A 19,414-nucleotide genomic window follows, 5' to 3' on the forward strand; every position below is an offset into this window, starting at 1 on the left:
CCTGTTTTTTGTCGGTGAAAAGCTTACAGGCCTGATTTCAGGCTAGCTTCAATAAATTTGTCTAGGTCGCCGTCAAGTACCGCTTGAGTGTTACGGTTTTCAACGCCAGTACGTAAATCTTTGATACGTGAGTCATCCAGAACGTATGAACGGATCTGGCTACCCCAGCCGATGTCAGATTTTGCATCTTCGTTTGCTTGTTTCTCAGCATTTTGCTTTTGCATTTCAAGTTCAAACAGTTTTGCACGAAGCTGCTTCATTGCTTGATCTTTGTTTTTATGCTGAGAACGGTCATTCTGACATTGTACTACTGTATTAGTTGGTACGTGAGTAATACGCACCGCAGATTCAGTGGTGTTAACGTGCTGACCACCCGCGCCAGATGCACGGTAAACGTCGATACGCAGATCCGCTGGGTTAATATCGATTGCGATATTGTCATCAATCTCAGGGTAAACAAACGCAGAAGAGAAAGAAGTATGACGACGGCCGCTTGAGTCAAATGGAGACTTACGAACTAGGCGGTGAACACCTGTTTCAGTGCGCAACCAACCATAAGCGTATTCACCAGAGATCTTCACTGTTGCGCCCTTAAGACCCGCAACTTCACCTTCAGAAACTTCGATTACTTCAGTCTTAAAGCCTTTTGCTTCCGCCCAACGTAGGTACATGCGAAGTAGCATGTTGGTCCAGTCTTGTGCTTCTGTACCACCAGAACCAGCTTGAAGGTCGATGTAGCAATCAGACGAATCGTGGTCACCGGAGAACATACGGCGGAACTCTAGTTTTGCGAGCTTGTCTTCAAGCTCAGCCAACTCAGGTTCGATCTCGTCAAAGGTTTCCTGATCTTGTTCTTCAACCGCAAGCTCTAGAAGACCTTCAACATCTTCTACGCCCTGCTCTAGTTGGTCGATAGTTTCTACTACCGCTTCTAGAGATGCACGCTCTTTACCTAACGCTTGTGCGCGCTCAGGTTCATTCCATACATCTGGTTGTTCAAGTTCTGCGTTTACTTCTTCTAGACGCTCTTGTTTAGCGTCATAGTCAAAGATACCCCCTCAGGACTTTTGTGCGCTCAGACACATCCTGTAGACGGTTTTTAATTGGATTGATTTCAAACATGCTTGCTCAATATTTATGAGTAGAATTTAACCGAAGAATTGTACTGAAAAGTGTGACGGAGATACAGGAATTTTTTTATCCGTGCTATCCACCCATTCAGATAAAAAAATCCCTCGTAATGCTAAGCATCACGAGGGATTACAATCAAACATTTAACGCTAATTAAGCTGCATCTTCAGCTAGCGTTGGTTGTTCTGATTTACCAACAAAAAATACGCCAATCATCGCAACCACAGTTGGTAGTAGCCAACCCATACCGACATCAAATAGAGGTAGGAAGCTAAATACTGATACATCGATACCCGCCACTTTTGCCGCATCAATCAGAGCAAACACTAACGACACTGACATTACTGAACGGTAAGCAAAGCGTGAGTTAGGCAGTTTATTGCGTAGGAATGTTAGCACTACCAACGCAATTGCGACTGGGTATAGAGCAAACAATACTGGCACTGATAGAGAAATAAGTTGCGCTAGGCCTACGTTTGCTACGAACGCACATGCTGCGCCGTTAATGATCACCCATTGCTTGTAAGTAATCTTAGTCAGCGAGCTGAAGTAATCAGAACACGCAGAAATTAGACCGATAGCGGTAGTCAAACATGCTAGTAGAACAATGATAGTCAGAACGACTTGACCATATTGACCAAATAGCGCTTGTACATATTGGCTAAGAACCACACCACCGTTGTCAGCACCTAAAGCGATCGCTGAACTGGTTGCGCCAAGGTAGAACAATGATACATAAACAAACACCAAACCAAGAGCTGCAATAAGGCCTGCACAAATTAAGTATTTAGTTGTCGCTTTTTGCTCAGTAATGCCTTTGCCACGTAGTGCATCAACAATCAGAACACCAAACATCAATGAACCGAAGGTATCCATAGTGTTGTAACCTTCAAGGAAACCTTTTTGCAATGGGTGCGTTAGGTATTCGCCTTGCGCTGCAACGATCTCACCTTGTGGGTTAAAGAACACGGCAAATGCTAATACGATCAAGCCAATGAACAGCACTGGAGTCAAAATCTTACCAATGATGTCAATCAATTTGCCTTGTGACCATGCGAACGACATCGCAACGATAAAGAATAAGATAGAGAAAATAGTCAGGTGGATTTGTTCAGCATGAGCAAAGAACGGTTTTACCGCCATTTCATACGCAACAAGACCGGTACGAGGTGCTGCAAACGCAGGGCCGATAATGATAAAGATCAGCACCGCCATAATCGTTGCCGCCTTAACAGGCAGATCTCTGGTTAGCTTTTCCCATGAGCCACCCGCGACAGCAATAGCAATAATGGTGATCAGAGGAAGACCTACCGCTGTCAATAGAAAACCGAACATAGCTGGAAGTACATTCTCGCCCGCTAGCTGTCCCGCTAGTGGAGGAAAGATGATGTTACCGGCGCCTAAGAAGAAGGCGAAAAGCATAAAGCCTAACGCTGTAATATCTGTTAATTTTAACGACTGCTTCACAGAAATACCTTTACCGCTAATGATGGATGTTGTGTTCGCCTAGATAAGTAAATCACTCTAAACTGTGTTTATGAATCAGAATAATGACCAAATACTCATCTATCCGCAACAGCAAAGCGAAAAACACCATATAAATTTATATCAGCAAGCAAAACCAGTTAATATCACTACTTTTAAAATCATATAAAGAACAATGCATCAATAAAATCATTAACAACACGCGTCAGTTTTAGATTAATATTTTATACAATATTTATACATTGGTTAATTTAACTACAATGAGCAATGATTGCCGGATAAATAATGAACAAAAAAATTAAGCAAACCAAAGGCTTCTGTTTTAAACAATTTGAAATAGATGGTGGTCAATGTGGCATGCCGGTCAGCACCGATGGTGTCATGCTCGGCGCATGGGCTGAAGTCGAACACTGTATGCACTTACTTGATATTGGTACCGGTACTGGACTGCTTGCTTTAATGTGTGCTCAGCGCACACAAAACACTCAAATCTGGGGCGTGGATATTGATGAAAATGCGGCAATTACAGCGCAACTCAATGTAGCAAATTCGCCATGGGCAGAACGAATTCAGATTGAATTAGGCGACATTAATAACATCAGTTACCCACATCAATTTGATGCGATTATTTGTAACCCACCCTACTTTAAAACTGGCGCTCAATCAGAGCTTCAACAACGTGCTACCGCTCGTCACACAGACAGCCTCAATCATCTCGCGTTGCTTGAACGCTGCGCAAGTTTGCTTACCGACGACGGCAAAGCGAGCTATATCTTACCGGAGGTTGAAGGGCGTGAGTTTATCGCCTTAGCTCGCGAAGTCGGATTCTGTCTCTCTCGCCTATGTGAGGTGAAACCAACTGAAAGCAAAGACGTCTCTAGGCTATTGTTTGAATTAAGTAAACACCACACAGAATGTCAGCATCAACAACTGACGATCCACAGTAAAGAAGGTTACAGTGATGCGTTTATCGCGCTAACAAGAGACTTTTATTTAAAGATGTAGAAATAAGGTGTGATCATAATCACCAATGCCACTATAATGTGCGGTCTAATTTTTGGCTTAGCTCGTAAAGGGCTTTGTGCTATACCAGTCCTTATACTTTCAATCTCGCCAACAAGGCTTGTGGAGAACTCACTGTGATTAAAAATTTTGCAGAACTCGATTTGGATCCAAATCTGCTTAGCGCTATCGAAGAAATGGGCTTTAAACGCCCTACTCAAGTGCAGGCTCAGGCGATCCCTCAAGCTCTAGATGGTCGAGATATTCTTGCCTCTGCGCCTACGGGTACTGGTAAAACAGCGGCGTTTGTACTGCCAGCACTGCAATACCTACAGGATTTCCCACGCCGCAAACCTGGACCTGCACGCGTACTGATTCTAACTCCTACTCGTGAGCTAGCAATGCAGGTAGCAGATCAAGCGCGCGCACTGGCAAAAAACACTAAGCTAAATATCTTTACCATCACTGGTGGCGTGCAATACCAAGAACACGCTGACATTCTAGCGACCACTCAAGACATCGTGGTAGCAACGCCGGGCCGTCTAATGGAATACATTAAAGCTGAGCGCTTTGATTGCCGTGCGATTGAATGGCTAGTTCTTGATGAAGCTGACCGTATGCTCGATATGGGCTTTGGTCCAACAGTAGACCACTTGTCTCAAGAGTGTCGCTGGCGTAAACAAACACTCCTATTCTCTGCAACGCTTGAGGGTAAAGGGGTTGAAGGTTTCACTGCCGATCTACTAAAAGATCCAGCAGACATTGATGCTGAACCATCTCGCAGCGAACGTAAGAAGATCACCCAGTGGTACCACCGTGCAGACAACGCAGAGCACAAATTGGCACTGCTGAAGAAGATCATCACTGAACAAGCAGAGCGTTCGATCGTGTTCCTAAAAACGCGTGAACGTCTTGCTGATCTACGTACGGAACTTGAGAAAGCGCAAATTCCTTGTGCATGGATTCAGGGTGAAATGCCGCAAGATCGTCGTAATAACGCAATTGCTCGTTTCCGCGATGGCACAGTAAACGTACTACTTGCAACCGACGTTGCTGCGCGTGGTATCGACTTACCTGACGTAAGCCATGTGATTAACTACGACATGCCACGCAGTGCGGATGTTTACCTACACCGTATCGGCCGTACGGCACGCGCAGGTAAAAAAGGTAATGCGATCTCAATCGTAGAAGCACATGACCAACAAATGATGGACCGTGTTGCGCGCTACGTAAAAGAAGACATCAAAGAGCGCTTCATTAAAGAGATGCGCCCAACCCACAAAAAACCTGTGTTTAAGAAAAAGAAAAAAGACGACAAGAAAAAGTCGACAACCAAAGCGAAAAAGAAACCTTCTAAGAAGAAGTAATTAACAACACTGCGCTTTGAATTGAGCGCGCTTCGCTTTGAGATGATAGAGAGGCTGATGTGAAAACATCAGCCTTTTTGTTTGAAAGCGAGAAGCGAGAAGCGAGAAGCGAGAAGCGAGAAGCGAGATCAGTATGAAACTTGCCTATCTTGAATCAAGCGACTCTCAAAGTATTGCTGCTCAATACGCTCTCAACTCTCATATCTAGATATAAAAATACCGCCTCAAGGACGGTATTTTTGTATCCATCAATATTCAATGTAGTTGGTGTCAGAGCAAGGCGACAAGTTCATTCATCGCCATGAGCATAGTCAACTATGTGATTGGTGTGAATTAACGCAGTCAACGCCGCTATCACACCAAATACGCAGAATATTAGTGTTCGCGAGTCGCACGGAACTGAACATCCGGATGACGCTCTTGCGCTAAATTCAAGTTCACCATCGTTGGTGCGATATAAGTTAGGTTATCGCCGCCATCGAGCGCTAGGTTCGCTTGGTTCTTACGCTGGAATTCATCCATCTTCTTCGCATCGCCACATTCTACCCAGCGTGCGGTTGCCACGTTTACGCCTTCGTAAATGGCTTCTACGTTGTATTCAGACTTCAAGCGCGCCACAACCACGTCAAACTGTAGGACACCGACTGCACCAACGATAAGATCGTTGTTTTGTAGCGGACGGAATACCTGTACTGCGCCTTCTTCCGACAGCTGTACTAGACCTTTTAGCAGTTGTTTTTGCTTCAATGGGTCACGTAGACGAATACGACGGAACAGTTCTGGGGCAAAGTTTGGAATACCAGAGAACTTCAATGATTCGCCTTGAGTGAAAGTATCACCGATTTGAATCGTACCGTGGTTATGCAGACCAATGATGTCGCCTGCGTATGCGTTTTCTGCACGTGAACGGTCACCCGCCATAAAGGTTACCGCATCAGAGATGCTCACTTGCTTACCAATACGCACGTGGTTCATCTTCATACCTTGAGTGTAGGTACCCGATACAATACGCATGAAAGCGATACGGTCACGGTGTTTAGGATCCATGTTTGCTTGAATCTTAAATACGAAACCAGAAAACTTCTCTTCTGTTGCTTCAACGTCACGCTCAACCGCTTGACGAGTTTTTGGCATTGGAGCCCACTCAGTCAGGCCATCTAGCATGTGGTCAACACCAAAGTTACCAAGTGCCGTACCAAAATAAACTGGCGTTAGTTCACCTTTAAGGAACAGTTCGTGATCGAACTCTGGGCATGCACCCATAACAAGTTCAAGTTCGTCACGTACACTTGCTGCTAAATCCGCACCCACTTTGTCATCTAGCTCTGGGTTATCAAGACCTTTGATGATACGTACTTCTTGAATCTCATGACCATGACCTGATTCGTACAGAATCGTTTCATCACGGTGAATATGGTAAACACCTTTAAACTCTTTACCACAACCGATTGGCCATGTGATTGGTGCACACATCATGCCAAGTTCGTTTTCAACTTCGTCCAATACTTCCATTGGATCACGAACGTCACGGTCAAGTTTGTTCATGAAGGTGACGATTGGCGTATCACGTAGACGCGTTACTTCCATCAGTTTACGCGTACGATCCTCGACACCTTTTGCTGCATCGATAACCATTAGACATGAGTCTACTGCGGTTAGAGTACGGTAAGTATCTTCCGAGAAGTCTTCGTGTCCAGGAGTATCAAGCAGGTTTACTAGACAGTCGTTGTAAGGAAACTGCATTACAGACGTGGTTACCGAGATACCACGTTCTTTTTCCATTTCCATCCAGTCAGATTTTGCATGCTGGCTTGAGCCACGACCTTTTACGGTACCCGCTTTTTGGATCGCGTTTCCGAACAGTAGAACTTTTTCGGTAATAGTGGTTTTACCCGCATCCGGGTGCGAGATAATAGCGAACGTTCTACGTTTAGACACTTCGCCAATAAATGGTGTATTTGACATGAAACTGGTCTTCTTTCTCTGTCTAGATGCTTGTTTAAATCACTAAACAAACGGGATTCGATTCAATTTTGCGCGGTATTTTCGCCTATATTCCTTTGCGGGGCAAATCAGAAAAGGAATAAATAACTCATGATAATCGCATCTTCTTTACCGCTTGTAGTCGGATAGTAGTTTTTACGTCGATCAACTTCGTTAAATCCGGCCACTTCATAAAGTGAAAACGCTTTATGGTTGCTCTCACGCACTTCAAGCCAAGCACTTTCCGCCTTCGCTTGCTCGCAAGTATCAAGAAAATGCTCAAGCAAGGCTTTACCAAACCCCTTGCCTTGATGCTCAGGGGCAATCGCAATGTTGAGTAGCGTTACCTCACCCACGATGTTCTGCGCATAAAAATAGCCTACCACTTGCTCATCTTCGAGCAATACATGATGGCAGGCACCACGACTGTCTAAGTCGCGAATCATAGATTCAGCCCAAGGATGGCTGTGAGCTTGCTGCTCAATCGCCCAAACATCATCAAGATGTGATTGAGCCATTGGAAGAAAATGTAACGTCATAATGCTTTAAGAATAGGAGCAAATTTGCTGCCAAAGTGATTTACGTTGTTCGTTGTTACCATCGATTTCTTTCAATAACGGAGAAACCAGAACTTTAGCGGCAATCGCATCGTTTTTTGGACAACCTGCAAACCAGACCCATTCAATGTTGGTCGCTTGCAGTTGGGGAGTTTGCTCGGGGTAAATATGACGAACTTGCGCTAAGTCCAACTGCATGCTCTTTAGCACTCGAGCTAAAAATTCAGCCAGTTGGTTTTGCGGCAGTTCTGGTGAGATAAACAACATTTTACACTCTGCAGGTAGAACCAATGGCGCAGCCTGATAGCCAGTTAAACGCTGTGGATGCGCTAACTGATAGGTATCGATACCCATTTCGGATAAATATGCCATCGGATTGGTTTGCATAACTGTTGCTCTCTGAAGTTTGGTCGCCAATGCTACCACATTTAGCCAACAAAAAAGGGGCATTTTGCCCCTTTTCGCTGCCAAATCTATGGTTATAGATCAGCAAACTCTGGACTGTACTCAATCAAACCTGAGCGTCCAGCAAATTCTTGTTCAGCAATCGCTAATACTTGGAATGCACCAGCAGGCACTTCCCATTCACAACGGAAATCATGCTGCTCTGAGGCAATAAATCCAAAGCGTGAATAATAAGCAGGATCGCCTAACACCACACACGCTGGATAACCAAAGTCGCGCAGAGATTCAATACCTTCACGTACCATACGCTCAGCAATACCTTGCTTGCGGTAATCTTCACGTACCGCAAGTGGCGCTAAGCCCTGCCAGTTTAAATCCTCACCCTCTAGGGTTACTGGACTAAACATCGCGTGACCAACCACTTCACCTTCGTCATTACATGCCACCAGCGAAAGCGTCAACTTGCCATTTTCGCGTAGTGCCATCACCAAGTTTGCTTCCGCCTCGGTTTCAAATGTTTGTTTGAGTAGGCGATCAATGACCAGAATATCCGCTGGCGCTTCAGTTCGTATAAGCATGTGCTACCTCTTTCTGCATTGTTGGCGATTGTACGCCTTTATGCACAAAGTCGGCTAGTTGATTAAGCAAAATTTGCATTGGTTTTGGCAAAAGCTCTAGATCTACGCTATCCATCAAGTTTTTCACTTCCAAACCTAATTCGGTATCGCCTTCAATCGATAAGCGACGTTGGAAAAATAGCGTATCTGGATCTTCTTTACGGCCAGCAATCAACACTAAGTCGTTTAAGTTACCAGAGAAAGAGACATCTTCCGTTACTGGTTTATCAGCGACAACAAGCTTTTCATCTTGGTAGCTAATAAACCAAGCAAGATTCATATCTTTTATCTCAACTTTTAGCCACTTATCTTCAAGGAATTCAAAATCACCGTCTTCTAGAGCCTCTTTGAAGACTAGTTTTAGCCCATCAAGCAAGGCTTTTTTTTGTACAGAATGAGGCAATATATGGACTGGAGATCGCAAAATTGATGCTGCATTTTGAACTAATTGAGTGCGAATCTTGTTAATCACGCAGATTATCCGTTACTTTGTAAATAATGGAAGAATCATAATAGAACATGTTGTAGCGATACCTGTTATGCATCAATAAATCACCATTTGGCTAACATTTGCGAGCTTTATTGATATAAATGTTATTTAAATCAATAACCTTTAGGTATACTCGCTACAAGTTTCTATCTTTGGACAACTGGTACTTTTTTAATGCCTCCGCAACAGCTTCAGCACTGGTTTAAACAAATTACGGCCAAAGGTCCTGTTTTCTCGGCCATTTTAGATAACCAACACAACTATGTGATGGTTAATGAGCGCTATAGTGACATCGCGGCCCTGAGCTGTGAGGAGCTCGTTGGCTTAAACGACAAAACGATTTTAGGACGTCAGCTATATCAACAGCTCAAACCCTATTATGATCTCGCCTTCAATGGCCAACATATTGAAGCTGAAATCGCTATCAAAGACGCGCATTTAGAAACCAGTCTGACTTGTACCTTTTCTCCAATCGTCATTGATGACCAAGTCGGTTATGTCGCTTTTCACGCCGTAGACACGTCAGAAAAACAGCTGTTGGTGCGTTCTCTAGAAGAATCCGAACACAAATTTTCCGCACTATCACACCTTCTTACGGACGGACTTCTTTTGGTGGAAAATGATTGCATCATTTCCGCAAACTCAGCCGCAGTGAGGTTACTTGGTTTTGAATCAAGTGATGATTTACTAGGTGAAGAGCTCTCACGTCTATTTATCGATGAAAACAGCAAAACAGTGTTTAACAATAAGCTGTGTATTTTGCTGCATGACAACCCAATAAAATGTCTAACCGGACCTCGATGCGGGATAGAACGTAAAGTTCAACTTCAAGCGGCGCACACGACGATACTGGGAGCCTCGTCTCAGTTGGTGTTGTTGCAAGACGCAGAAAAAACACCCAATAAAAGCAGCGGCTCAAAAATTGAAGATCTGCATATCGATACGTTAACGGGCTTGTATAACCGCCTTGGTTTTACCAAACGTCTAGAGCAAATGATTAAAAACGACACGCCGTTAATCATGCTCTATTTGGATATCGATAACTTTAAAAACATCAACGATTCACTTGGTCACCATATTGGCGACAAAGTCATTAAAGAAGTCTCTTTGCGATTAAAGCGCCTGCTGCCAGCACAAGCAGTATTGGGGCATCTTGGTGGTGATGAGTTTGGCTTGATTTTACCCGAGCCGGAAAACAGCCAAATGGCCGAAATCCTGTCCGATCGTATTATCTCTCTAATTAACCAGCCTTTTGATCTGCACCATTTCACTAAACGCCTTGCTTGTTCCATTGGCAGTGTGACTTATCCTGGTGACGGCAATGATGCGCGCATTTTGCTGCAAAATGCGGATACCGCGATGTACGAAGCCAAAGAGCGAGGGCGCAATCGCCTGATCAAATTTAATGATCAGATGAACAAAGAAGCTCGCATGCGTTTATGGTTGGAGATAGAGCTGCAAAAAGCACTGCAACAAAATGGCTTAGAAGTTTGGTATCAACCTAAAGTCAATGCTCGGGATTTCAGCATCAATGGCGCTGAAGCTCTAGTGCGTTGGAAGCATCCTGTGGAAGGTTACATTAGCCCTGGCGCTTTTATTCCCGTAGCAGAAAAAGCGGGATTGATTGAAAACCTAGGCCGCGTCGTCATGCGCGAGGTATTTAATACCGTTAAACGCTGGAAGATGCAGGGCATTCTGCCTGGTAGAGTCGCGATTAACTTGTCTCCCGAACAATTTGGTAACCCGCAACTGATCGATTACATGCGCAAGTTACTGCAAACCACCGAGTTAGACCCGAGTTGCATTACTTTTGAACTTACCGAAAGTGCCGTGATGAGTGACAGTGAACACACACTACAAATGCTCAATGCGATTAAGAAATTAGGCTTTGCACTGTCTATCGATGACTTTGGTACTGGTTACTCATCACTTGCATACTTAGCACGTTTCCCTCTTGACGAACTGAAAATTGACCGCGCTTTTATTAGCGAAATTGATAGCCTGCCAAAACAAGTCACCGTCATTGAAAACATTATCAATCTCGGAAAATCACTCAATTTAACAGTGGTGGCAGAAGGGTAGAAACACAACAACAGGCAACGCTGCTGTCCAACCTAAACTGTAACTCGATTCAAGGCTTCCACTTCCATCGACCTCAACCAAAGCAAGAGGTAGAAGAATTGTTTGTGCAAAATCGTCGACATAAAAACTAATTTAACTTTCCAACGAAAAAATCAACATTGTTTACTAGTTAACTAACCTAAATCTGCTTTACATCAAATTGGCCGTTCACAATTCTTCATAAAATGCGGACAATAACAGAAGTAATAGATTTAAGTTAGCGATGGAACTTTTATGTCCTGCGGGCAGCTTGCCCGCTCTAAAAACCGCTATCGATTGCGGAGCTGATGCAGTTTACATCGGCTTTAAAGACGATACTAACGCTCGCCATTTTGCCGGCCTAAACTTCAACGGCAAAAAGTTAGATAAAGCGGTGCAATACGTTCATGACAACAACAAAAAAATCCACGTAGCATTGAATACCTTTGCGCACCCGGATGGCTTTGAACGTTGGACTAACGCCGTTGATCACGCAGCAGCTGTTGGTGTTGATGCATTGATTGTCGCGGATATCGCGGTGCTTGAGTACGCATCTCGAAAATATCCAGAAATGGAGCTGCACTTGTCAGTGCAAGCGTCAGCGACTAACGTTGCAGCGATTGATTTCTACAAAAACAACTTCAACGTTAAACGTGTTGTACTGCCGCGCGTGCTGTCTATTCATCAAGTGAAACAACTGTCGCGCAACATCACCAGTGATGTAGAGCTTGAAGTGTTCGCGTTTGGTAGCCTTTGTATTATGTCAGAAGGTCGCTGTTACCTATCTTCATACATGACCGGCGAATCACCAAACACGGTTGGCGCTTGCTCTCCAGCGAAATACGTTCGTTGGCAAGAAACCCCGCAAGGTTTAGAAACGCGTTTAAATGACATTCTCATTGACCGTTACAGTGACGGCGAAAACACCGGTTACCCAACCCTGTGTAAAGGCCGCTTTATGGCGAATATCGATGGCGAGACAAAACGCTACCATGCGTTAGAAGAACCTACGAGCCTAAACACCCTATCGCTACTGCCAGAGCTTTTTGCCGCAAATGTTGCGTCAGTGAAAATTGAAGGTCGCCAACGCAGCCCTGCTTATGTAGAGCAAGTCACTCGTACTTGGCGCGCAGCAATTGACCGTTACCAAACTAATCCTGAAGCTTATCAAGTTGAAGCGGCTTGGGATGCGGCATTGGCGAATGTCTCTGAAGGCACACAAACTACACTCGGCGCTTACCACCGTAAATGGCAATAATCCGTTAGGAAGAAATTGAATGAAATACGCACTTGGCCCATTGCTTTATTTCTGGCCAAAACAAGATATCGAAAGTTTCTATCAACAAGCAACGCAAAGCTCTGCTGATATCATTTACCTCGGTGAAACGGTTTGTTCAAAACGTCGTGAGATGAAACCTGCTCATTGGTTTGATATTGCCAAAGAGCTCGCAGATAGCGGTAAGCAAGTGGTGCTTTCTACGATGGCACTGCTCGAAGCGCCAAGTGAAGTCAATATCATGAAAAAGTACATTGATAATGGTGATTTCACGATTGAAGCGAACGATGTTTCTGCCGTGCAATTGGCATTTGAGAACAAAGTACCTTTCGTGGTTGGCCCTGCGATCAACACTTATAACGCTCACACTCTCAACCTATTCCTTAAACAAGGCATGGTGCGTTGGTGTATGCCGGTAGAACTGTCACGTGAGTGGTTGAGCAATGTACTGATTCAATGTGAAGAGCTTGGTATTCGCAATAAGTTTGAGGTAGAGGTCTTTAGCCACGGTTACCTGCCCCTGGCCTACTCTGCGCGCTGCTTTACGGCCCGTGCAGAAAACCGCGCCAAAGACGACTGTGAAACTTGCTGTATTAAATACCCAACAGGTATTCAAGTAAAAAGCCAAGAAGGCCAGGAAGTGTTTAACCTCAATGGTATTCAGACTCAGTCTGGCTATTGCTACAACTTAGTAAACGACCTACCAAGCATGCAAGGTCTGGTCGACGTTGTGCGCCTGAGCCCACTGGGTTTAGACACCTTCTCTGAACTGAACCGTTTCCGTGCCAATGAGCAAGGTCAAAACCCAATTCAGATTGCCGATCGTCAATGTAATGGCTACTGGCACCGTCTAGCCGGTCTGGAAATTCAGTCATAAGCTTACGCTTATTCGATAAAAGCCAACCTTCGGGTTGGTTTTTTTATCTCAATTCTCATTTCACACGCTTCATCACCAACAAATATGGAAACTCTCTACCAAACAAAGCAAACGTTTGCATTTTATTGTGAGTTTACTCACTAATTGAGTAAGACCGCTTGTTTATAGTCTGCGCCATTCCCTTTCCAACAACATATTTTGGTTACAGATGACGACACTAACAAAAACTCGCCTTGCACTTTCTCTCGGCGCCCTATTAATGGCTGGCTCTTTTAGCGCAAATGCTGAAGTAAAAGAGATCACACTACTCCATACCAATGATATTGAAAGTGTTTACGAACCTGTTGACGCTTTCTGGAACCCAGATATTACTCGCATTGGTGGTATCCCTTACCTTGCTTCACTGATTAAAGACGTTCGAGCGGAGGAGGAAACGAGCTTCCTGTTTGATGCTGGTGATATCTTTACAGGCTCTCTATCAAAGAAGACTCAAGGTAAATTGGCGTTCGACCTATATAGCGCTATGGGCTATGACGCGATCACTTTAGGCAACCATGAATTTGAATACGGCTGGAAAACGCTAAAAGAAACCATGCCACGCGCAGCCTACCCAGTGCTCAATGCCAATATCAAATTTGAGCAAAACGATGCACCATTTGCCCAGCCATACACTATCGTTGAGCGCGATGGTGTGCGTATCGGTGTGGTTGGCGTGATGGGCATCGATGCCTTCTACAACACGATGTGGAAAGGTAACCGTAAGGGTTTGACTATCGATGATCCTATTGCTGTTACTCAGTTCTGGGTGGATAAAATCCATGATGAAGTCGACATGGTCGTGGTACTGACCCACCAAAACAAAACAGCACCAATGCAAACGGACAAAGAAGCCGATCCGGAAGTACAACGCGGTTTTGATGAAGACTACGCAATGGCAGGCAAACTAAAGAACGTGGATGTCATCTTTGGTGGTCACTCAGATCACGGATTGTGGAAACCCGTTGTGCACCCGGAAACAGGTACTGTGGTTGGCCTAACGTTTGGTCAAGGAAAATACCTCGGTTATACCAAGTTTGAAGTCGATACTAACAGCAACTCAGTTAAATTCCTCAACGGTAAACTGATTCCGGTTGAAGCTGACAAACTGACTCGTGATGAGAAAACAGGTGCGCTTGTTGATCAGGCTCGTCAGCAATACCCAGAGTTAAACCAAACTATCGCGACTATTGATGATACTGCTTTCCGTCGTTACTACCGCGAATCAAATATCGGCAACTTAGTCGCCGACATGATGCGCGATGCAGGTAAAGCGGATATCGCCATGATGAGCTCTGGTAGTATTCGCGTCGATTTAAACCAAGGTGATGTCACTTTGGAAAATGTAATGAACGTGTTCCCGTTTACCGATAAACTTGCCGTGGTTTCAATCAACGGCAAGCAAGTGAAACAGTTATTGGAATACAGCTACACCTTGCCATATGGTTTGGCACAATTCTCAGGCATCGAAGCAACATACGACAGCACAAAACCAGAAAACCAACGCTTAATCAGCCTGAAAATTAACGGTGAAGCTGTTGATGACAATCGCCAATACAGCGTTGCTACCTATTCTTACGCAGCGAGCGGCGGCGACGGCTACCACGTCTTTGCAGAAGGTAAAGCGTTGTCGCAAGGTGAACCTGTCATGCAAGTGTTGATTGAACAATTTGAACAGCGTAAGAACATCACAGTGCCAAAACTTGGTCGCCAAGTCGATATCAGCCGCCAAGAATAATAGATAGAGATAATAAGCCTTGTCTTTTCGACAGAACTATAACGGTTGTAAAACGTTTGGTTGCCGCAATTGCGGCAACCCAAATAAAGACCTATACCACCTATCAGAACGGCTTGGCTATCCAGCATGGCACTGCGATTTATGCGGTGCCTATCCCCCCGAATTACTCGATGCGCCTATCCTCGCTTTGGCAAAACAGATTCAGCAACGCCATTACCTAAGTTACCTAGGCCAAAGCTGTACCTGTATTGATACTTCTTGGCTGCGTTATGGGCGCACACCTTCAGGTAGTCAGCGAATGCAATGCCGAAGCTGCACCGCAGTTGTTACTTTGCCGAATGCGACTTTACTGGGAAATCGACTCCAACCTTGGTTGTCTGCGCTGGTGACTGGCGTCAAACCACAACGGCTACAGCAAGAGCTTGGTCTCACCAACAAGGTATTTAACCAGCATATCGAACAGCTATGCCAATTACTTAATTGCTACACACACCATATCGAGCAACAAGCATTCGCTGTATCTAACCATTTCAACCTGTACAGTTTTTCTCACACTCAAGCCTGTCGTTCAGGGTTACGTCTATCAGCAACACCATCACAAGCAGCCTACTTATGGACGCTCACCACCATTGATAGCCAGACAGGCTATGTGTATCTCATCTCTGACAATGCCCTGCAAAATGAGCTCACTGCTGACTATATTCATCAGCCATGGCTGAACTGCAGTCAATATCAAGCCAAAGAAAAAGAAGTCTCGGCGGGAGATGAAGCGGATGTGTTGTTACGAGCAGAAAAAACCTATCAAAAGATTTTGGCTCGTAGCCAATTTGATCAAATCGGTTACTGCCACCCAACGCATAGCCAACTTAAGCTTGGCAAGAGCAATCAAAATGCCCTTCTGCGTCCGGTATATGCAGCGCATGCACATATGCAAAATCTCTATCAGCACTTTCCAAAATCAGTAAAAATCGATTGGTTGCTTGAACATGAAAGCTTTATTCGAGGAGCGGCGATAACGTCATTTAGTGAGAGCGTTGCAAATGGCACGACCGATCTCTATTACTACCACTATTCGCTCAACTGCGAGCCTGAAAACTCCCTCAATGAAAAACGTACCATCAGTTGGTGGAATGAAAAATGGCACAAGATTCAGCTATGGGATGAACGGAGGTTACATCAAGTCGGTTTAGGCATTTTAACCGCCACCAGCGAAGAACAGCCCGAAAAGCTGCGCCAACGGTTACCCAAACATCTCGATATAAGCGAGCATTTCTGGCTGCAATTTGAAGATTGGCTTCCGGCTCAATACACACATAAGCTCAGTGTCACTCGCATACAGCAATGGCAGACCCTCTATCGTTATTTGCATAACTTTGTCTTAACTGACAAACCAAGAATAGCGGTTTCAAACCCAGCTTCACTGCATTCCATTGCCGCTATGGTCACGGAACTCAATGCTAATTTTGTGGCAAATAGCAAAACGGGGTAAGCAAGCTCACCCCGTCTGATGCATTTTAGTGTGCCAATGTCATTGGCTGAGTTGGCGGCAAAATCATACGTTTCACATCACGCCATAACATCCATGCTACCACTAAGCTCAACGCCACGTTCGACAGCGGGTAAGCAATCCAGATCCCCGGAACACCCATCAGCTTTGGCATAATGAACAAAAATGGCAATTGGATCACCATGTTCCCTACGGTAACGAACATTGCTTTGCTGCCCTTATTAATTGATTGATAGTAAGCGCCTGCCACCACCAAGAAACCATCTAAGAACATCGCAAACATATGCAGGCGAATACCAATCACGGCGTTATCCATTAATTTGGCATCGGTTGAGTTAAATACCGAGACAAACTCGCGTGGGAAGATATTGAGCAAGATGACAAACGCTAAGCCGCCAAGCACCGCACTGCCCATCGCCACGCCTAATAGCTTGCGAATATTATCTTGGTTACGCGCACCGTGGTTATAGCTCACTAGCGGTTGCATGCCATTCGCGATCCCTTCTACGACTAAGTAGTAAACGGTCACGATGTAACCCAGAATGGCATAGGCTCCAATCAATACTGAACTACCGTAATCGGCAAACAGACTGTTGTGCAATGCAACCATCATCGAACCGTAGGCATACATAAAGAAGCTTGAAACACCAATCGCCGCAATCTGTGGTACTTCATTAAACTGCAAGCGCAAGTCGCTCACACGCAGACGCATCTTCGCTTTGCTTGAGAAGAAGTAAGCAACCCCGAGAGTCGTCACGACCATCTGTGCCAGAGCCGTTGCGATCGCCGCACCTTTTAGTTCCCAACCAAGGTGTGCGATAAACACATAATCGAGAACAATGTTCACCAGCGCGCCAATGACCATTAAAAGTGTGGCTAGATTCGGGCTATCGTCATTACGCAATAAAAATGGTGCCGCAATGGACCCCAATGAAAATACACAGGCAAAAATCAAAATATGCAGATATTGCGAACCCAACGCTAAGACTCGCCCTTCTGCGCCTTGCCACAACAAGAAGCTGTCGGCAAAGTTATACAGAACAAATGACACAATGGGTGCTAAAACAGCGAGCAATAGTAATCCTGTCGCTAACGTTGCTCGTGCGCCTTGCTGATTGCCCTCACCTTGCTTAATCGAAGCCAATGCGCCTGTGCCCACACCCACCAGCATACCAATACCAAGAATCGAGCCAATCACTGGCCACGCAACGTTAATGCCCGCTAGACCTTCAGCACCGACATAGCGACCAATAAAAATGCCATCGACCACCTGATAGAGGCCATTCACTAACATTGCAGCTACCGTTGGAATAGCATAACGCCAAAACTGTTTATAAATAGATACTTGCATCTTTTCACCAAGCAAAAGTGCTCTCGCACTGGTTAGCAAAGCTAACTAAATTGATAAATTTTTATTTCTTAAGTGCTTTATTCAGCAGCGCGACTAATTGCTGCGCTTCTTGCTCACTCAGCTGTGCATTAAGATCGGTGGCGATTTGCTGGTAAACAACTCTCTCAAACGACATATTTTCAATCATCCAATCGGTTAATACCACCCGTTTTGCGCGTGCATCTTCACTACAAGCAATGGTGCGAACTAAGTTTTTCTTAGCTAACCGCGTTACCATATTTGAAGCCGAAGGTTTGGTCACACAAAGCTCTTGCGCTAAGTCGGTAATCCGCACACCCTGCGGATGCTGCTGAATCACTTTTAAATAATCGAACTCATTAAAACTTAGCTGACACATAGGATCATCATTACCATGTTGTCGCCAAGCTTTGGAACAAAAGCGTTCCAAATCCATTAAGCTCTCTTCTAATTGCATACTAGACACCCAATAGTTAGCAAGGCTAACTATTCTATTCAAATATTGCTTTCGCGCAATAAAAAACCACCTTTCGGTGGCCTTTTATCTTATTCGCTCTTCGCCAGTTGGTCGGCTTTGATTTGATTAAAGATACGACTGAGCTCCAAGAAGGCGTAGCGATGTTCAACATATTCAAAAACATTGAATGAAATCGCCAATTTGTACATCGAGATCGCATCTGCGTAGTCGCCTTGATGCTGATAACGTTTTCCGAGATAGAAATAGGCCTCTGTTAAACGCTGAGCCAATACCGTGTTATCACGAGTGCCTGCGAAAATGGCTTTGAATGTTTGCTCTTCAGACACCTCACCAAGAGTGAGTGCCACCAGTACCCACCCCCACTGTCCATCACGGTCTTGATATAGATCCAACAACTGCTGACGAGCCATCAGCGGGTCTTTTTCTAGCTCAATCCAATATAGCCACAAAGCACGAAATGGGTCTTTCGGATCCTCATTGTAATGTGCTTGAATATCTTCCAATGCTAAATCAATGCGATCGCCATAATAGAGGGCGATCGCACGGTTACGTACGGCGTAAGAATTGCTTGGGTCAAGATCCAACGTTGAGTCGAACGCTTCATAAGCCGCATCAAACTCTCCGATTTGGGTGTAATAAACCCCAAGTAGGTTATACAAATCGGGCTGAGCAGGATTAATCTGTAGCGACTGACTGTAGTCTAAACGGGCTAAATCACGTAAACCCACGCTGTCATAATAACTGCCACGTTCGTACAGCATTTTGGCGCGTAATTCATCTGACAAATTAGAACGCAAAAGGAGTTGAGACAAACGCGCAATCTGTACTTCTTGCTGCATACTCGCCTGCAATGGCACCGCCATCGGTGGATAGAACCACTGGGTATTATCCGTCGTTGAGGCACATCCAGCGGCAAGCATTACGCTTAAGCTGAGCGTTACGGTTTGAAACCATTTCACAAATAAGTACTCCTGTTACTAACTAATTTAGAGTGTA

At 44.8% G+C, this 19,414-nt stretch carries 16 protein-coding genes and 1 pseudogene; 7 read left to right on the plus strand and 10 right to left on the minus strand.

Annotated features, from left to right (window positions below; translation table 11 throughout):
* Positions 1-23: 23 nt before the first annotated feature.
* Together prfB and brnQ are read right to left on the minus strand one after the other, a co-directional pair.
* A protein-coding gene (gene prfB, locus Vt282_RS11225; protein WP_162045648.1) for a peptide chain release factor 2 occupies positions 24-1,122 on the minus strand; the annotation gives its coding sequence in 2 pieces (ribosomal slippage) (positions 24-1,046 and positions 1,048-1,122; 1,098 coding nt in all).
* A 162-nt stretch (positions 1,123-1,284) separates the two neighbouring features.
* Positions 1,285-2,598, minus strand: a complete 1,314-nt coding sequence (gene brnQ / locus Vt282_RS11230) for a branched-chain amino acid transport system II carrier protein (RefSeq protein WP_162063403.1) — start codon at positions 2,596-2,598, stop codon at positions 1,285-1,287.
* A 303-nt stretch (positions 2,599-2,901) separates the two neighbouring features.
* Between brnQ and Vt282_RS11235 the strand changes: the two genes are divergently transcribed.
* Positions 2,902-3,621: a tRNA1(Val) (adenine(37)-N6)-methyltransferase gene (locus Vt282_RS11235; protein WP_162063404.1), complete on the plus strand. Its 720-nt coding sequence runs from the start codon at positions 2,902-2,904 to the stop codon at positions 3,619-3,621.
* 134 nt (positions 3,622-3,755) lie between these two features.
* On the plus strand, positions 3,756-4,985 hold the full coding sequence (gene srmB, locus Vt282_RS11240; protein WP_162063405.1) for an ATP-dependent RNA helicase SrmB: 1,230 nt from the start codon (positions 3,756-3,758) through the stop codon (positions 4,983-4,985).
* A 375-nt stretch (positions 4,986-5,360) separates the two neighbouring features.
* Here the strand turns inward: srmB and prfC are convergent, their stop codons facing one another.
* The 5 genes from prfC to ubiT form a co-directional block, all read right to left on the minus strand.
* Complete coding sequence (gene prfC / locus Vt282_RS11245; protein WP_162045644.1) at positions 5,361-6,950, minus strand: peptide chain release factor 3; 1,590 nt, start codon at positions 6,948-6,950, stop codon at positions 5,361-5,363.
* Positions 6,951-7,057: 107 nt separating this feature from the next.
* Positions 7,058-7,507 (minus strand): ribosomal protein S18-alanine N-acetyltransferase, encoded by a 450-nt coding sequence (gene rimI, locus Vt282_RS11250; RefSeq protein WP_162063406.1) that lies wholly within the window; start codon positions 7,505-7,507, stop codon positions 7,058-7,060.
* 6 nt (positions 7,508-7,513) lie between these two features.
* Positions 7,514-7,912, minus strand: coding sequence for a DNA polymerase III subunit psi (locus Vt282_RS11255; protein WP_162063407.1), 399 nt, complete (start codon positions 7,910-7,912; stop codon positions 7,514-7,516).
* A 92-nt stretch (positions 7,913-8,004) separates the two neighbouring features.
* Positions 8,005-8,508, minus strand: a complete 504-nt coding sequence (locus Vt282_RS11260; RefSeq protein ID WP_162045641.1) for a GNAT family N-acetyltransferase — start codon at positions 8,506-8,508, stop codon at positions 8,005-8,007.
* Entirely contained in the window at positions 8,492-9,019 is a 528-nt protein-coding gene (ubiT, locus tag Vt282_RS11265; protein WP_162045640.1) for a ubiquinone anaerobic biosynthesis accessory factor UbiT, read from the minus strand. The genes Vt282_RS11260 and ubiT overlap by 17 nt, the downstream gene beginning before the upstream one ends.
* Before the next feature lie 192 nt (positions 9,020-9,211).
* Here ubiT and Vt282_RS11270 point away from each other — a divergent pair.
* The 5 genes and pseudogenes from Vt282_RS11270 (at position 9,212) to Vt282_RS11290 (ending at position 16,553) form a co-directional block, all read left to right on the plus strand.
* A pseudogene (locus tag Vt282_RS11270) lies at positions 9,212-11,250 on the plus strand (sensor domain-containing protein).
* A 131-nt stretch (positions 11,251-11,381) separates the two neighbouring features.
* Positions 11,382-12,395: a ubiquinone anaerobic biosynthesis protein UbiU gene (ubiU, locus tag Vt282_RS11275; protein ID WP_162063408.1), complete on the plus strand. Its 1,014-nt coding sequence runs from the start codon at positions 11,382-11,384 to the stop codon at positions 12,393-12,395.
* Between the two features lie 19 nt (positions 12,396-12,414).
* Positions 12,415-13,290 (plus strand): U32 family peptidase, encoded by an 876-nt coding sequence (locus Vt282_RS11280; protein ID WP_162063409.1) that lies wholly within the window; start codon positions 12,415-12,417, stop codon positions 13,288-13,290.
* A gap of 259 nt (positions 13,291-13,549) precedes the next feature.
* Positions 13,550-15,064 carry a bifunctional metallophosphatase/5'-nucleotidase gene (locus tag Vt282_RS11285; RefSeq protein WP_415663450.1) on the plus strand — a complete coding sequence of 505 codons (1,515 nt, stop codon included), beginning with the start codon at positions 13,550-13,552 and terminating at the stop codon, positions 15,062-15,064.
* A 19-nt stretch (positions 15,065-15,083) separates the two neighbouring features.
* Positions 15,084-16,553: a hypothetical protein gene (locus tag Vt282_RS11290; RefSeq protein WP_162063411.1), complete on the plus strand. Its 1,470-nt coding sequence runs from the start codon at positions 15,084-15,086 to the stop codon at positions 16,551-16,553.
* Positions 16,554-16,578: 25 nt separating this feature from the next.
* Here Vt282_RS11290 and Vt282_RS11295 read toward each other — a convergent pair whose 3' ends face one another.
* The 3 genes from Vt282_RS11295 to nlpI form a co-directional block, all read right to left on the minus strand.
* Positions 16,579-17,922, minus strand: a complete 1,344-nt coding sequence (locus Vt282_RS11295; protein ID WP_162045634.1) for an MATE family efflux transporter — start codon at positions 17,920-17,922, stop codon at positions 16,579-16,581.
* Between the two features lie 61 nt (positions 17,923-17,983).
* Positions 17,984-18,397, minus strand: a complete 414-nt coding sequence (locus Vt282_RS11300) for a MarR family winged helix-turn-helix transcriptional regulator (protein ID WP_162063412.1) — start codon at positions 18,395-18,397, stop codon at positions 17,984-17,986.
* 89 nt (positions 18,398-18,486) lie between these two features.
* Positions 18,487-19,377 carry a lipoprotein NlpI gene (gene nlpI, locus Vt282_RS11305; RefSeq protein WP_162063413.1) on the minus strand — a complete coding sequence of 297 codons (891 nt, stop codon included), beginning with the start codon at positions 19,375-19,377 and terminating at the stop codon, positions 18,487-18,489.
* Positions 19,378-19,414 lie beyond the last annotated feature (37 nt).

The sequence above is a fragment of the Vibrio taketomensis genome (assembly GCF_009938165.1).
GTDB classification, from domain to species: Bacteria; Pseudomonadota; Gammaproteobacteria; order Enterobacterales; family Vibrionaceae; genus Vibrio; species Vibrio taketomensis.

Bases quoted from the DNA above. Each gene is read 5' to 3' on its own strand.
- Vt282_RS11260 (WP_162045641.1), bottom strand. From the start codon at position 8,508: ATGCTTATACGAACTGAAGCGCCAGCGGATATTCTGGTCATTGATCGC.
- Vt282_RS11235 (WP_162063404.1), top strand. From the start codon at position 2,902: ATGAACAAAAAAATTAAGCAAACCAAAGGCTTCTGTTTTAAACAATTT.
- Vt282_RS11280 (WP_162063409.1), top strand. From the start codon at position 12,415: ATGAAATACGCACTTGGCCCATTGCTTTATTTCTGGCCAAAACAAGAT.
- Vt282_RS11295 (WP_162045634.1), bottom strand. From the start codon at position 17,922: ATGCAAGTATCTATTTATAAACAGTTTTGGCGTTATGCTATTCCAACG.
- ubiU (WP_162063408.1), top strand. From the start codon at position 11,382: ATGGAACTTTTATGTCCTGCGGGCAGCTTGCCCGCTCTAAAAACCGCT.
- rimI (WP_162063406.1), bottom strand. From the start codon at position 7,507: ATGACGTTACATTTTCTTCCAATGGCTCAATCACATCTTGATGATGTT.
- Vt282_RS11300 (WP_162063412.1), bottom strand. From the start codon at position 18,397: ATGCAATTAGAAGAGAGCTTAATGGATTTGGAACGCTTTTGTTCCAAA.
- prfC (WP_162045644.1), bottom strand. From the start codon at position 6,950: ATGTCAAATACACCATTTATTGGCGAAGTGTCTAAACGTAGAACGTTC.
- Vt282_RS11255 (WP_162063407.1), bottom strand. From the start codon at position 7,912: ATGCAAACCAATCCGATGGCATATTTATCCGAAATGGGTATCGATACC.
- Vt282_RS11285 (WP_415663450.1), top strand. From the start codon at position 13,550: ATGGCTGGCTCTTTTAGCGCAAATGCTGAAGTAAAAGAGATCACACTA.